Genomic DNA, 14,143 nt, shown 5'->3' with positions numbered 1-14,143 from the left:
GTTTTTCCTCCTTTCTTCAGGAGTTAGCTTTTTTCATTAATTTCAAAAGCTTTGTTTGTTTAGGTGATTGCTTTACTTCTTGGATTTCTATTCCGAGAATCTCTTTTTCAAGTTTTTCTTTGTCAAAAAAGTCTTCAAATTTCGTAAATACTGGAACTACTTTAGGCTTTTTCTCTGTACCTATATTCTTTTCTGCTTTTACTTTACGATTAACCCATGCTTGATAATGTAGTTCTTCTTGCACGTCAAGTTTTTTCAATTGATAAGCTGTCATACGAATTCCGTACTCATAAGGAGTCATCAGCTCAATCTGCCGAATATCAGACATTCCTAAAAAACGAAATGAGTTAATAAGAATAGTTTCGTACATTTCAGCAGATGTTATTGTTTCGGTTTGTTTTCGTCCATCTGGCGCATTGCTAACTTTCCCGCATTGCTTTCTCTTAACTCTTTAATCACTTCATCAAACAAAGCCTCGATGTCTTCGTGATCGTCAATGAAATCATCTAATTCAGATTGTTTTACTTTTGGACTTTCAGTTTGGTTTGCCATATAAAGAACGTCTGATAAAGTGGCTACGTTTGTCGCTTGTAACTCAGGCAAAACTCTAGCAACCAACCCTAACCCAAATTGAATCCCTTCACGTTCGAAAGGCTTTCTTTTATCTATTTCACGAACAAATTTCACGCCAAATTTAAATGAGTACTCTTTACCATTAATTGTTAATTCCATTAATTCATCCTCCTATAAATAAAAGCACTCAATCAAGAGTGCTTAACCTTCTGGTGTTTGTTTTGTTGTATCTGTAAAGGCGTATTGAACAACTTCTGCTTGATCGTCTGTCAGAGTGGCATAGCCTTTTTGCTGACGTCCGAACACTCCGAATTCAAGTGAAAGCTCAACTGCATCTTCTGCCCCAGCTGACTGACCAAAACTGGTTAAGTATGCTTGTGCATACTTTGCCTTATACTTCTTATCATTCTCGCCAGTCCCTTTCTCTGCTTTGTCGATTTCCCATACTTCGATGATTTCGCCGTTGTCAAATGCATCATCCATTTCGTCGATATGGTCATCGCCCTTGGTCGCAATTGACGTACCAGTTAGAGTGTACTCGATTGCGCCTAAGTTAATAGAGACGCCATCTTTTGTTGCCGTTGTATCAGCGCTTCGTGTTTTGCTGTTTTCGTGATCCGTTTGGAAAGCCATCTTCCAAGCTGCTTCTTGTTCTGCTTTACTTTTAACTCGGTAAAGCAAAATTAAATCAATACCCTGTTTAGCCTCTGGCATTTAAATTCCTCCTATACATCTAAAATTAATTTCAATAATCGCTCGTTTGAGCGGTGTGTTTGTGCTTGTATCTGTTACTGTCTGTATGTCGCTTGCATTGGTGTCTAACGCCCAAGAATAAACGCCAGATGCGTTCACTTGCATCGCTTGTTCAAACAAAGCAGACGCCATCTCAGACACCTGTTTTCGCTTTGTGTGCAAACCCCATACAGAAATGACAATCACTACATTTCCCAAGATATGAGATTTGGTAGTAGAGTGAAGCGTTTGAGTATCTTCGAATTCAACAAAAGGATAGCTTGCAGAGCTTGCTGGCTTGTAATCATAGGTTTGGTAACCCAATGCAAGCGAGCGTTTGAACATTTCATCAAAGATCGATTGTTCTCTTGTCTTCATCTACTCCACCAACTTATCCATATCTGATTTAAACTTCGCCTTCTGTTTATTGAAAGCTGGTCGCATGAATGGTTGAGCCGACTGAAACCTTGTGCCGTATTCCAAATAAGGTGCATAATCAGCGGTTGGCTTCACCTTCCCTGTTAAACCACCATCACTCAAATCCATGTTGATCGATCGTCTCAAGTTACCGGTATCAACTGGCGCTTTACGCTGCGCTCCTTGTGTCAATTCCGCTGTGTTCTGCTTAACAACCTGCTTTACTTCTTTTAAATTCGTATTAGCCTTTAGTTTTTTAGTTAGCTCGCTAACACCTTTAAGTGATACATTCTTCCTAACCACCAAAAGCCACCTCCTGAACAATAAAAGTATTTTTCAATCGAAGATTACGCTCAGTGATAATCTCAAATTTCTCGTTTTTTCTCCTTAACTTGTTAAAAATTAAAACGTAATCCCATTCTTTTGTATAAGGTCTAAGCAAGCGAATGACTTTAGCTCCTTGTTTGATATCTCCAAACAAAGTCTTTGATCGGTCAGTTCCTAAATCGGTAACATTACCTAGTTTGACTGTTTTTACTAAAGTTGGTTCGACATGTTCGCCCAATTCAGGATCATAATAGCCATCTTTTTCGATAACAAAAGTTACTTCTGTGTCATATCTCATAAGAACCTAGCCACCCCTCTACGAGGAATGCTATTCTCTCTTTGCTTCTCTTTATATGCTGATATGTCATCTTCAAACTCATCTAAAAGTTTTCCGTAGGAGATTGACTCCCCTTCCTGCCCATACGAGCTCATCCCCTCGTTACCTTTGCGGTTAAATCGTTTGATCGTACATTCAACTACGATATAGTTTAAAGATGCGGGAACACTCTCTAAGAAGCCCAAACGCACACATAACTGGTTTGAAATTCGCTTGATGAAGTCAGCAAGTTGCTTATCCAGTTCTTCGTTATCAACTTCGAGCGACCGTTTCACTTCTTCTAAGGTTTCGTTCATGACTGCCTCCTTTCAAAAATAAAAAGGCTAGCCGAGTGACTAACCTTTCTTTTTAGATGATTTCGTTGATTTTTTTTCTTGTTTATCATCAGTTTCAATCGGTACCAAGAATCCACCGCCAGAAGCTTCAAGATTCTTCTCGATTTCCTCAACTCGTTCTTTCGTCAAATCAACTTCTTGGTCCAATTTGTAAGTTTCTTTCGTGTGAACGTCTTTGAACACTTTAACTACTTTATACTTGGCCATACTAAATCACCTTACCCTTTCGGAATTGTTTCAAGAATGTACACAGCATTTGCTTGCTCAAAAGAAGGAAGCGAGATCATAGAAACTTTTGTCTCAACATTGACTGGATCAGGTTTCTTCATAGTTGTGATTGCAACGCCTGTATCAACAATGGAAACATCTGCAATATTAGAGTTAGACATCAAGTCAGATTCTTCTGGAGTAGTACCAAACCATGTTTTGCCCAATGTTTGAGCTGGCAACAGAACAAATGTATCATCTGGAATAAATTTATTCGTACCATTTGAATCAGTGTAAACTTTATCGTAAATCACGATTTCTAAGTTAAGCTCTTCGGAAATGTAATCCAGCAAAGCTTGTTTCGATAATTTAGCCGCTTGAGCATTAGCATTGTTACCTAAAATAGTCGCTTTAATCGCTGCATTTTGACGTAAATAGCGGAAAGTCTTACTATTCATAATGGCACGAGCTGGATTCACACCTTCTTCTTTCAATTTAAAAATAGCTTTTTCAATATCTTCTACTGGGTCAGCATTTTCAACATCGCTCCACGAAACCGCAGCATTTCCTTTGTGGTTTTCTGGTAAATCATATTTGATTACATGATCTTGTCCATTTTCTTTGATTGTGATTGTACCTGTAGTTAATAGTTGCATACGCATGATCTCACGACGTACTGCAGCACCACGCAACAAGTCTGCTACATCATCGAATACCCGATTCAAAATGACATCACGATATGCAGAGTTGTTTGTTTGATTAATCATATTCAATTCTTGACGCAACTCTTCGTCAATGTAGTAAGACTCTTTGAAGAAAATCATTTTTTGGATCAATTCTTCAAATCCTTCGCGTCCACGAGGGATTACATCAGCATCTAGTCCAGAAGGACGCAAAGCTACTGGAGAGCCAGTCTTACCTTTCAACCAAGACAACTTCATGCCTAGTTGTTTATCAGCAGGGAACAACTCTTCGCCGAGATAAGGCTGTTGCTCATTCGCTCGTTCTGCCCAATAAGTGGCAATGTTTGGTGCTTGCACTAGGTCAAAGATATTAAGCGTTGCAAAGTACTGTAAATTCATTTTCATTAATGTTTCTTTATGGATTTTCACTTTCATTCTTCGGTTCCTCCTTATTTATTGCGTTTAACAAAGTAAACTTTGCCGTCTAACGCTTCTTTCGCTTCATCTACAACTGTTAAAGTATCTTCTAAACGGAATTCATTGACCGTACCGAAGTATAGTAATGTACCATTAGCAGTCGTAGCACCTGCATCGAATACAGCGTCATGCAATAAGACGCCTTTTGTGTCTTTAGCTGCTTCTGCGGTGTTAGTTACTGTTACAACTGCTTGCTCGGCGGTGAAAGGATCACCACCACCGACTGGCGTACCAGCTGGAATATATTTCTTTCCTTGTCCATTTGTTGCTGTGGCCCCTGTTGCTCCAACTACTACTGATAAACTCTTATAATTACTTACATCAGCTAAAATTTGATTTTTTGAACCAAAAACTCGTTTTTCCATTTGTTAGTTCCTCCTAATTTTTAAAATAAGTTTGCTTTGGCGTTTCTACTGTCGCTTTTTTCGCCAATTGCTTGCCGTATTCACCTTGTACCGATCCGCCGGTTCCACCATCTAAAGGTACTCGACCACCTAGTTTGCGCTCATATTCCGCTTTGATTGCTTCACGTTCCGCTTCAACAGATGCAAGATACGTCTTAACGTTACTTGACGTAGTTTCAGCATCTTCCGACACAATAAGTCGAAGCATTTCTTTCGTAGGCTTAGCGCCTTTCTCAGACAGCATCTCACTCGCTTGTTCAGACATCTTGGATAGCACTTCTTTACGTTCATATTCAGCCAACTTCGCTTCAAGTTGTTGCTTCTCGTAATCTGCTTTTTCCTTATCGTCCATTTCGGCAAGTTTTGCAGCTTCATCTTTTTCAGCACGCCATTTTTCTTCAGCAGCAGTGACTGCCTTCTTTGTTTCAGCAGCGATCATTTTTGCTACATCGTCACGAGAAAATGTTTTGCCAGTTTCTTCCTTTTTGCCATCTTGATTATCATTGTCGGTATTTTCTTTGTGCTTACCTTGTCCAGAATCATCAGCACCTTGTTCACTACCATCATTATCCTTTTCTCCAGCAAAGTATTGTAGGTTCATAGGCATTAATAAACGTTTTTTCTTCATGATTAATCCTCCACGGTTACGCCGTTACCCGATAATTTAACTAGTTACGCCAGTCAGTCGGAACAGCTTTCTCTTTAGTGCCTGTAAGCAGGAAGAAGGCATAATAAAAAGTCGTTATTGGACTTCATTTACATTATCCGAAGGCAGATATTTCACACTGATATCAAAAGATTTAATACCATCTTCCCATTCGCTATCAGTTTCAACGGATACTCTTAGCACTTTTTCGTTTTGCAGAATCTGATTTAAGTTAGCAATGGCTCTAACAATTAATTCTTCGTTCTCCATATTTAATCTCTCCTCTCTCACATAGAAGCGCTCTGGAACATACTTTGATCCATATTGTTTTGCAAAGCTTTGAAGTACTCTGGGTTAGACTGAACTAATTCGGTTATTGATTGCACGATAGGCTCAATAACCTTTCTAACAGCCTCATAAACTTCTTTTACAATTGGTTCTATAACTTCAACCACATGCTGTTTAACGGCATCATAGTCTTCTTTGAATTGAGTATCGTTTTGACACAAATGCAAAATTTCTTCTTTGCTTTTTCCATATGCCGTTTCTAAAAATCTGTCAGATATAACTTGAAATGAATCTTTCTCCACTGTTATAACCCTCTTTCTTTAAGTGACTTCTCAAAAGCATCACGATCAACTATCGGATAAGTGGAACATCTATCAAAAGGATGTACCGGCATCATATTTTTGCCAACTTCCATTTCACTTACCAAATATGGACCATCAGAGGCAATGCTTTTACATAATTGACAAGCGTTAGGCTCGGTTACCCATCCATATTTCTCGATATCCGCATCTAGATAACTTTCCTTTTGTACACCGCTTTGAACTCTTGTTGTTTCGGTTACCATCAAACGTTGTGTATTAAACTTAGTATTCTCTCGTCCTTCTTCTGTTAGAAACTTACTCAATTCCGGAGCCAACTGTTTAGGGTTACGTCCCATCGTCACACTTCGAACAAGCAACTTATCCAAATCTACTTTCAACTCTGCTTGATACATCCAAAGCCGTTCGCTAAACGTTGCAAATCCATCCGCTCGAAACGAGCTGTTAATCACTTGCTCCACTAATTTGGCATAACCGCTTTTAGCGATCGTCATTTCTAAGATGCCCGCTTGCCGTTGCAGTTCTTTCAAGCCAGCACTGGTAAGCTCTCCCGAGAAGTACTTATCCATATCGTTAAACGTGGCTATCAGCTCAAGTCCAACATTCGCCTTTAGCAATTCCAAGCGATTGACACGCATCGTTAGGTTGTATAGCTTCAATTCCTTGTTTGCTGTAGGCGAGAAGTCTTTCTCTTTAACATACTTCTTAGCCTTTCGAGCAAATACTTTTACATCCATTTCGTTAGCACGCTTCATTGCTTCGCTACGAGTGATTTTCTGTCCATTGGAAAAACTGTCCCACTGTGCGTCTATCTCTTTCTGTATCGCATCCTGAGCGTATTGCAGTCGCTTCTTGATCTCGTTCATGCGTTTCTTATCATCTTTAATCTGTTGCTCTTGCCAAGCTTTCTCTCGCTTGATGAAGTAATCTTGTGATTTCACTTAATCACCGCTTTCTAAATTGGGTTAGCGGCGGTCCGTCAATCCTGCCCACAAATTCATAAGGATTTTTCAGTGGTTCATTAATTGGTTTTGAAATATTAACTTCGATTTTAGGATTAGGAATTTTTAGCCCTTCTTCAAATCCTTTTGTGATACCGCTAGCAATTCTTATTCCGCTTCCAGAGGGAGAAACCCCTAGAATATTATCAACTATTTTTCGGTCTTTCATTTCTTATCCTCCTTACCAAGAAAATCTGACTAACTCAATTTTTGCATCAATCGAATGCTTATCCTCGTAGTCTTCAACAGTAAAACCACCCTCTTGAAATTCTTTTCGAATCTCATCATTGATTTGATCTGCTCTATAATACATCTCAGTTTTTCCCATTTTCATCGTTGCAGCGATAGCCTCTTTAAGCTTTTCAATATCTTTTTTTTGATACTCATTCATCATCTGTTCTTTGAGATTCATCTTCTTCAACCTCCGTATCAGTTTCTTTGTCACTATCAAACACACCAGAACCAGCTTGTTCCTTCAATCGTTTCAGTTCTTCTTCAAACGGAACACCAGTCAAGCGCTCAGCCATTTCGCACAACGTTTGATCTGATACGATGCCAACCATTCCTGCGATAACTTTCATGATTTCTTCATCTGATTGCGGAACATTCGGTGTAAATTGAATTTGGATTTCGTTTACTTTATTGTATAGTTGCTCTTGTTGCTGTTCATCGGAAACAAAAAAGGCTTTGACTGTATCAATCAAGCCTTGAGGTTTATTCAATTCATCTTTGATGCTCCATGAGTGAGTGAGCAATCGTAAACGGCGCATAATGGCTTTCTTGACCATACGTTCTTTATTTTTACGATCGTTGTCTGACCCCCAACCCTTGAAACGGAATCCGATCCCTGACTGGTTGGACCCTATGTTCTCGTCTGTAAAGTCAATAAGAGATGTGAAGCGAAGGATATCTGCAACCGTACGACTATCGTTAGCTTCCATTCCGGCAACGTCATACTCTTTCTTTAGATAATACGCATCAGGTTCAGCGCCTGCTACATTACCGTCATATATCTTCTTATCGCCTAAAACAAGCATTCTCGCTCGTATCATAGCTTGGAGTACATCTAACTTGCTGTTCTCACCTCGTTCATCATCTGCAGTATCAGGGTTTCCTTTAATCACCAAGTAAGCTTCTGATGAATCTTGTTGGAAGTTGGCCATCTCAGAGCGAGAAAGATCATAGGCATCTATGGAATCAAGTACACGCTCAAAATCGCTCAAACGTTCTTCGTTGTTGATCCATTCATTAACCTGAACCGAATCAAAGTAACTCTCAGTAATTCCGCCATCTTCAATAGTGGCATTTTCTAAGTCATCATCTTTGGCGATCAGATAATAATTGAACCCACTGTTTGAATATAGTTCTATTCGCGTCCATGACTTTTCTAGAAACTGTTCTTTGTAGTAATGGACAGCGCATAATGAGTTGCGATCTTTGGTGTTGTCGTAGATTACGAACGTTTGTTCTGCGTCAAACTTAGCTAGTGTTTCCTTACCGTACTCATCACGCCCAATCCATTCATACGCTCTACCTAATCCAATCATATCTCGACCCACCAACTGATTGTGGTAGTCTTCATTCGATTGACTAGCAAATGTGTTGATTTTTTCTGCAATCGCCTGATCCCCGCTGTATTTCAATGGGTTCCCTAGCAATACGCCTAACTTAAATGAGACGATAAAATCTGCAAAGCCACTTGCTATGCGATTGTCCGATCTACCTTCTGGTTTGTTCGGACGATAATTGATGTTGTTGTCTCCTAACATATAGCGTTTCAGTTCCTGCAACCTTGGCACTTGCTTTGCTCGGTGGTGTTTGATGAACTCAACAATCATCTTCCAAACATCTTCGTGTTCAAAGTCAATCACCTGTTCAACTTCGCCAGTACGTTGACTCAGCATCTCTCTTTTCGGTAATTGATTAACCGGCACTTTATAAATAAGGTTTGCTTCATCATCAAATCGCTTGCCACTTAAAAGCTGAATATTCTGTTCCACTTTATCACCTCTACAATCCTAGTTTTCTATATGTTTCGATCGTCCGCTTGACGTTAACTGGTTTTGGTTGTTTTCTCATATCATCATTGAAGGCATAACGAGTAGCATCTATCGTATGATTATCCTTATCCTCAAGTCGAGGTTTAGGATTTCCATCTCGGTCTGTTTGATAGTCTATGTTTTCAAACTCTTTGGCTATGTTGGGTGTTCGAAGTGGATCAATATAAATCGCATCTAAATCATCTAACCACTTTTCGCCGTATTCGACACTATCAGGTCCTTTTGTAACTTGCCTTATCTTTGATATATCATGTTCATTTCTCATCTCAGCATTTGATTTTGGCTCAACTTCTGCGATGATGTCTTGATAATCATATCTCTTGCTCTTGATCCATTGTGCCGCACGACGATTGCTGCATTTCACCTCGTAAAGCTCATCAATGGCGTATATACTGTTTCGTTTTTTATCATAGTGCCAGCGCACAAAAGCAAGCGGATCTGTTGCGTAACCGTAGTCAAGCCCTTGTCTTATATTGTCAAAATTAGCTACCATTTCATCTGTAATAGAACCTTTTTTCACTTGTAAATTATCAAAAGGTACAACTCCTGATCCCACAGCTTTACCATCATATTCCCACTCAGCTCTAATTTTATTCCTTTTCCTAGTTTCCTCAACTTCTTTCAAAAATTCCTTAGAGATGAACGGATTGTCTCGATAAGTCGAGTGATGAATAAAAGTGTTATGTGGTTGAAAAGAAGTCTCATATTTTTTATTTACCCATGATTGTTTCCTCTTGGGCGGATTGTAGCTAAAAAAGAACTTATAAAAAAGACCATCACCTAATTCCCCACGTAAAAAAGAGTTAGTAATAGTCGTGACTTCATCTTCTGTTTTAAATTCTGCTAATTCTTCAATCCATCCTATAGCAAATGGAAATTTACTATCTTTTAAAGATTTAATTCGTTCTGGATTCTGGGCGCCACGAAATATCATATAGTTACCCCTTGGAAGATAAGTGATCTTTAAAGGTGACTTATTAAACTTAAACAAACGTGATACTCCTTGCTCTTCGATCGCCCATTTCATTTGTTCGTATATAGATTGCTCAAGTGTATTATCGACATAGCGTATACCTACAGCATTCACTGCGTATCTCATAAGCAACTGAGTAATTATATGCGCTATATCTGATGATTTACCTGACCCACGTCCACCTTTACAAACTATATTAAGGATATTTTGATTCAAAGTAGCTTTCCAAACTGAATGAAACGTAGTTGGAAGAAATTCAGATAGTTTTCTAGCCATCTTCATCACTGCTTATGTCATCTATGAAAGTAGGTATTTCAGAAATCTCAACTTTCTGTTTGTCTACAAACGCTGCGTTAATTTTATAATAATGCTCAAGTGCTTGATTACGTTCTTTGAATCCTGCTGAATATTCACTCACTTCACGTTCTAGTATTTCGTTGGTAAGCGGATCTCTTTTAATAACCTCAAAGCGTTGCGGTTCTCCTTTCGCAATAGAAGCAGTGATTGCCAATGCTTCCTCCATAGATAAATGTCTTTTAATTTGAACTTCTTTAAGTTTATCTTTGATGTATTCGGATACCTTTCCACCTTTTTCCACCAATTTTTCTTGTGCATTCTTAGCGTAGTTTTCTTTATAACCAGCTTTAAGCGCTGATTGATAAGCATTCCCTGTGATGATGTACTCATCAGCGAATGCTTGTTGTTTAGGATTTAACTTACTCACTTTCCATCACCACCTATATATATTGACTAATAACTAGTGTGAATAATTTCCATTCCATCAAGCTCATAACTTCTAACTGCTTCCTTTAAGTTAGGTAGAGTCCTTGATACTAAAGTGAGGATCAATTCCGCTTTACCTTCTTCTTTGCTTTCTGTGATATCTACATTCGCATAACAGCCACCCCAAACTGGTTTTACATTAGTAGTAGTTTCTCCATTTATAGTCATTGGATTTTCTACCCACTTACGTCCGTTCTCAATTTCCAATGCTTTCTTATAAGCTTTTGATAGCTCTCTGCTTACATTAGTTTTTAAAACTGCTTCATTAAAATTCTTCATGATAAATACCTCCCTATATTTTGTTGGATATAATCATCTTTCCAATAACCATGACCACAATAAACAAGTTTGCACTTATCAATTTCTTTCGGTGTAGCTTCTCTAATCATCTCAATAATGGAATACTTCTTTTTGATCTGGACTGATTGGACGACCCTTAATGGATCATCTTCATTTGGTAGTGGATATCTATTAGATAGTGATACATACCAGTAATTTCTCATCACGATGCCTTCTCTCTACCTGAGACCAAATCATTGTAAAGAGCAGTAGCTCGTTCCTTTCCGAAACGTAATCTACGTTGAATAGTTCCAACCGTAAATTCTTGACCTTGACCAACTTCTTCAAAGTCTTTCTTTAATTGTTTCATTTCCTCAAAATCTTTATCAGTGTATTGTTTCATGAGTTCATTCTTCCTTTAATGTATAATAAAAAGACCACTCAACGAGTGATCTAATATATAATAAAGAAGCCACCGAATCACGATGGCTACATAGTTTATTCTTCATTTACTCTTTTAATTATCTCAGATAAGCGAGGAATCAATGATGGCCCTGGACATTCTGTCGATAACGGAGAGTTTCCTTCGGCACACTGGTGACCTACGATCTTCATTTTTCTACCATACCGCTTATTAATATCTTTAATTAGTTTAACTAATGAGTCTACCGTCTTGTCACTTACTTTCCAATCTGGTGCTGTTGAAATATTACAATTCTCAATACCTATAGAGTAAGAATTTGCTTTTCCAGCGTGCCATGCTCTTTTTTCTTCTCCGACATATGCTCTGATTTCTCCGTCCGGTCCTATACCATAATGAGCTGATGCTTCTCGCTCACGCCAAACTTCAGGTACACCATCATAATTAGTCATAGCCATATGATGAATAACAACTGTTGTAATCTCAGTGTCATTTCGACTATTCCATCTTTCTTCGCCATCGTTAGCAAACTCTTCAAATTGATAAGGTGTAGCAAGCGGGCTAATAATCGTTGTCATAAATCTATCCTCCTTAATTTTTGTAAACACTTACACAAATAGTATAAAAGTTTTTTTCTTAAATTTCCATCGAACAGACTATCAAAAATGTCACATCTATTATTTTGTTCTTAGATATAGGACTCATCCATAGCGTCTACCCTTTCCGCCACAGCGACATTATTACATTGTGAAAAATTATACATAGTGTATAATTTTATTTATCAGCGAGTGGTCCGCTGTTACTATAAATAAATTTTTTAAGAAAGGAATATGAAATGATAAAATATTATCCAATTCTAAAAAAAGGAAATTCAGAAGTCAAAGCTTTAGAAGAAGCACTTAATCAAAAGTCAAATTTAGGAGAAGAAGTTTTGCCTATAATTGAGGCTCCACAAAAATCAAATCCAGAAAACTGGGAAAGAGATTTTAATACTTTCGGAAGATATCTGCATACAAAAATTCCTGATTTAAACTTCGCTTTTCAATATTCAACTGCTTTTGCACACTTAGATGATCAAGCTGTTTCTAACTGGAAGAGTAGTGTTAACAACAATATTGTTGAATTTATTCATTCCAGAATAGTGGAATATCATCCTAACTATATTCCTTGTTTTAATTATGATGATTCTGATTGGATTATAGACAGTATTTCTCCTAATTTCGAATCAGTGATTATAAGAATTGAACCATATAAATTTGCATCTGGACTTGACAATGTCATAATTTCTGGAGTAATTTCAAAATTTACGAATAAGTTCCCCAATCAAAAAATTATTTGGCTAGTTGATTTTTACAATAAGTTTAATGATTTGCAAAGAGCCTCTTCAATTATTCATCAATTGAATCAATCAGGACAAGTCATTTTTGCAGCAACATCATGTCCAGAAGATGCAAATGCTATTACCCATAGTAACTTTTCGGTTGCTTCTACTCGTAATGATCTTTTTAGTTATAAAACACTGAAAGATACCTTTATGGACTTGGCTTTTTCTGATTACACAGTACGTTTAAAACCTAACCCTGGATCTGAAGGTATCAATATGAACAATACGTACCTTAAGATATTTTATACTACAGATACAGAGTATATGATCGCTAAGTCTGGGTTAATTAAGCATCAAGGAGCTGATTCGACCCACTATACTATTGAAGATACATGTAAATTGATAGTTCAGTCACCATCATATTTTGGAAAATCTTTTTCATGGGGAGACAAAAAAATAAAAGAATGCGCAGATAATACTTTTGAAATCCATACTCATCAAGTTCCAATTCAAATAGGTATTAACCATCATATATTTTCAACATTAAAACAGTTATAATTTCTTGCTCTAAGAGCGTCATAAATGTATTTTTTTATGATGCTCTTTCGATTATCTTCTAAAAGAATATCAAAAACTTGTTTTTTCCTCATTCTTTTTAAACTTTTAGGGTAGCCCAATAAATCTATTAATCCATTGTATTCTTCTTTCCACAATAAATTCAGCAAAGCTTCCTCATCTTGAGTTTTTATCTTTCTCCCTTTTCTTATCTCTCTTAATCCAGTCCTATCATTCTTAACTATCATTATTCCCCACCAATCAGGGACTAATTCCTTTACATTTTCTAAATATTTTCTATCAGTAACAATTGTCATTCGCTCAAAAATTTTATTGTAATTTTCAATTTGCTTAGGTAACCTCAATAAATTATCTGATTCACTTTTTAATTCGTAACCATGCAATATACCATTGACTACAGCTATATCAATTCGTGATTCTCCATTTATTAAACCCATTTCGTTTATAACCTTAGTATTAGTTTCATTTGCATGTTTTTGATAAAGCTCATTTAAAGTTAGAGTCCTAATATCTCTATCCTTCATTTTTAACAATTAAAACACCCCAAGTCGATAATCTAGAAATAGATTAACAAAAGATACTTCATCGTTCAACAAAATTATCATAAATTCAAAATTTTTATTATAGACATAATTAAACAAGTTTTTATCTTATTTTGAATAGAGTTCATTTTTATCCTTCCGATTCACAAATTCAATGACAGCAACCAATCGAAAAAAAACGTCGAACAATCCACAGAAGCTTTTACACATCCTTTTCATTTATTTTTTATTTGTTGCTGTCTATCGAAGCTTAATTACAACGATGAGGGAGATTTCCTCCCTTCAAATTGTTTTTGTCGATTTCCTGTTTACTAATCTTTCGACACTATCATAATAAATCATTTGCTAGGTAGTTGATTGGTATAAAAAAGGTATAAAAAGGAAAGCTTTTGGGTAGTAAATGGGTATAAAAAGTGTAAAAACTGGCTACTTAAAAGC

General features: G+C 37.2%; 25 protein-coding genes. 1 reads left to right on the top strand and 24 read right to left on the bottom strand.

The annotated features are described in order from the left end of the window. Window positions 1–16: 16 nt before the first annotated feature. The 23 genes from P3R27_RS13230 to P3R27_RS13120 form a co-directional block, all read right to left on the bottom strand. On the bottom strand, window positions 17–301 hold the full coding sequence (locus tag P3R27_RS13230; RefSeq protein WP_051536120.1) for a hypothetical protein: 285 nt from the start codon (window positions 299–301) through the stop codon (window positions 17–19). An 80-nt stretch (window positions 302–381) separates the two neighbouring features. Further along, on the bottom strand, window positions 382–732 hold the full coding sequence (locus tag P3R27_RS13225; protein ID WP_034687914.1) for a tail assembly chaperone: 351 nt from the start codon (window positions 730–732) through the stop codon (window positions 382–384). A gap of 42 nt (window positions 733–774) precedes the next feature. Then, window positions 775–1,287 (bottom strand): phage major tail protein, TP901-1 family, encoded by a 513-nt coding sequence (locus tag P3R27_RS13220; protein ID WP_034687915.1) that lies wholly within the window; start codon window positions 1,285–1,287, stop codon window positions 775–777. Beyond that, window positions 1,288–1,683, bottom strand: coding sequence for a phage capsid protein (locus tag P3R27_RS13215; RefSeq protein WP_034687916.1), 396 nt, complete (start codon window positions 1,681–1,683; stop codon window positions 1,288–1,290). Next, window positions 1,684–2,025, bottom strand: a complete 342-nt coding sequence (locus P3R27_RS13210) for an HK97-gp10 family putative phage morphogenesis protein (protein WP_034687917.1) — start codon at window positions 2,023–2,025, stop codon at window positions 1,684–1,686. Next, on the bottom strand, window positions 2,018–2,347 hold the full coding sequence (locus P3R27_RS13205; RefSeq protein WP_034687919.1) for a hypothetical protein: 330 nt from the start codon (window positions 2,345–2,347) through the stop codon (window positions 2,018–2,020). The genes P3R27_RS13210 and P3R27_RS13205 overlap by 8 nt, the downstream gene beginning before the upstream one ends. Then, window positions 2,344–2,682 (bottom strand): phage head-tail connector protein, encoded by a 339-nt coding sequence (locus P3R27_RS13200; RefSeq protein WP_034687920.1) that lies wholly within the window; start codon window positions 2,680–2,682, stop codon window positions 2,344–2,346. Before P3R27_RS13200 ends, P3R27_RS13205 begins: the two co-directional genes overlap by 4 nt. Before the next feature lie 39 nt (window positions 2,683–2,721). Then, entirely contained in the window at window positions 2,722–2,928 is a 207-nt protein-coding gene (locus P3R27_RS13195; RefSeq protein ID WP_244063536.1) for a hypothetical protein, read from the bottom strand. An 11-nt stretch (window positions 2,929–2,939) separates the two neighbouring features. After that, window positions 2,940–4,046 (bottom strand): major capsid protein, encoded by a 1,107-nt coding sequence (locus tag P3R27_RS13190; RefSeq protein ID WP_301356862.1) that lies wholly within the window; start codon window positions 4,044–4,046, stop codon window positions 2,940–2,942. Between the two features lie 14 nt (window positions 4,047–4,060). Then, window positions 4,061–4,453, bottom strand: a complete 393-nt coding sequence (locus P3R27_RS13185; protein WP_301356861.1) for a hypothetical protein — start codon at window positions 4,451–4,453, stop codon at window positions 4,061–4,063. Between the two features lie 13 nt (window positions 4,454–4,466). Next, complete coding sequence (locus P3R27_RS13180; RefSeq protein ID WP_301356860.1) at window positions 4,467–5,120, bottom strand: DUF4355 domain-containing protein; 654 nt, start codon at window positions 5,118–5,120, stop codon at window positions 4,467–4,469. Window positions 5,121–5,234: 114 nt separating this feature from the next. Next, window positions 5,235–5,408 carry a hypothetical protein gene (locus P3R27_RS13175; RefSeq protein WP_171844989.1) on the bottom strand — a complete coding sequence of 58 codons (174 nt, stop codon included), beginning with the start codon at window positions 5,406–5,408 and terminating at the stop codon, window positions 5,235–5,237. Window positions 5,409–5,425: 17 nt separating this feature from the next. Beyond that, on the bottom strand, window positions 5,426–5,728 hold the full coding sequence (locus P3R27_RS13170) for a hypothetical protein (protein ID WP_301356859.1): 303 nt from the start codon (window positions 5,726–5,728) through the stop codon (window positions 5,426–5,428). Between the two features lie 2 nt (window positions 5,729–5,730). Next, window positions 5,731–6,687 carry a minor capsid protein gene (locus P3R27_RS13165; protein WP_301356858.1) on the bottom strand — a complete coding sequence of 319 codons (957 nt, stop codon included), beginning with the start codon at window positions 6,685–6,687 and terminating at the stop codon, window positions 5,731–5,733. 4 nt (window positions 6,688–6,691) lie between these two features. Further along, complete coding sequence (locus P3R27_RS13160) at window positions 6,692–6,916, bottom strand: hypothetical protein (protein WP_301356857.1); 225 nt, start codon at window positions 6,914–6,916, stop codon at window positions 6,692–6,694. A 12-nt stretch (window positions 6,917–6,928) separates the two neighbouring features. Further along, the gene (locus P3R27_RS13155; RefSeq protein ID WP_301356856.1) at window positions 6,929–7,159 is read right to left on the bottom strand and encodes a hypothetical protein; all 231 of its coding nucleotides are present in this window, start codon (window positions 7,157–7,159) and stop codon (window positions 6,929–6,931) included. Continuing rightward, window positions 7,131–8,747, bottom strand: a complete 1,617-nt coding sequence (locus tag P3R27_RS13150; protein ID WP_301356855.1) for a phage portal protein — start codon at window positions 8,745–8,747, stop codon at window positions 7,131–7,133. Before P3R27_RS13150 ends, P3R27_RS13155 begins: the two co-directional genes overlap by 29 nt. Window positions 8,748–8,757: 10 nt before the next feature. Continuing rightward, the gene (locus tag P3R27_RS13145) at window positions 8,758–10,056 is read right to left on the bottom strand and encodes a PBSX family phage terminase large subunit (protein ID WP_301356854.1); all 1,299 of its coding nucleotides are present in this window, start codon (window positions 10,054–10,056) and stop codon (window positions 8,758–8,760) included. After that, on the bottom strand, window positions 10,049–10,504 hold the full coding sequence (locus tag P3R27_RS13140) for a terminase small subunit (RefSeq protein WP_301356853.1): 456 nt from the start codon (window positions 10,502–10,504) through the stop codon (window positions 10,049–10,051). The genes P3R27_RS13145 and P3R27_RS13140 overlap by 8 nt, the downstream gene beginning before the upstream one ends. 26 nt (window positions 10,505–10,530) lie before the next feature. After that, a complete protein-coding gene (locus P3R27_RS13135) occupies window positions 10,531–10,842 on the bottom strand; it encodes a hypothetical protein (protein ID WP_301356852.1) in 312 nt (103 codons plus the stop codon). Continuing rightward, window positions 10,839–11,066, bottom strand: a complete 228-nt coding sequence (locus tag P3R27_RS13130) for a hypothetical protein (protein WP_301356851.1) — start codon at window positions 11,064–11,066, stop codon at window positions 10,839–10,841. The genes P3R27_RS13135 and P3R27_RS13130 overlap by 4 nt, the downstream gene beginning before the upstream one ends. After that, the gene (locus P3R27_RS13125; RefSeq protein ID WP_301356850.1) at window positions 11,066–11,245 is read right to left on the bottom strand and encodes a hypothetical protein; all 180 of its coding nucleotides are present in this window, start codon (window positions 11,243–11,245) and stop codon (window positions 11,066–11,068) included. Before P3R27_RS13125 ends, P3R27_RS13130 begins: the two co-directional genes overlap by 1 nt. A gap of 95 nt (window positions 11,246–11,340) precedes the next feature. After that, complete coding sequence (locus P3R27_RS13120; protein ID WP_301356849.1) at window positions 11,341–11,841, bottom strand: peptidoglycan recognition protein family protein; 501 nt, start codon at window positions 11,839–11,841, stop codon at window positions 11,341–11,343. Window positions 11,842–12,098: 257 nt separating this feature from the next. On the opposite strand from P3R27_RS13120, the gene P3R27_RS13115 reads away from it, so the two are divergent. Continuing rightward, a complete protein-coding gene (locus tag P3R27_RS13115) occupies window positions 12,099–13,145 on the top strand; it encodes a beta family protein (RefSeq protein WP_301356848.1) in 1,047 nt (348 codons plus the stop codon). Here the strand turns inward: P3R27_RS13115 and P3R27_RS13110 are convergent. Then, on the bottom strand, window positions 13,115–13,687 hold the full coding sequence (locus P3R27_RS13110) for a sce7726 family protein (RefSeq protein ID WP_260602596.1): 573 nt from the start codon (window positions 13,685–13,687) through the stop codon (window positions 13,115–13,117). The genes P3R27_RS13115 and P3R27_RS13110 overlap by 31 nt on opposite strands. Between the last annotated feature and the right edge of the window lie 456 nt (window positions 13,688–14,143).

The organism is Enterococcus spodopteracolus (assembly GCF_030441955.1).
Taxonomy (GTDB): Bacteria; Bacillota; Bacilli; order Lactobacillales; family Enterococcaceae; genus Enterococcus_B; species Enterococcus_B spodopteracolus.
The sequence above is the reverse complement of the archived record's forward strand: the minus strand, read 5'-3'. Positions and strand labels throughout refer to the sequence as shown.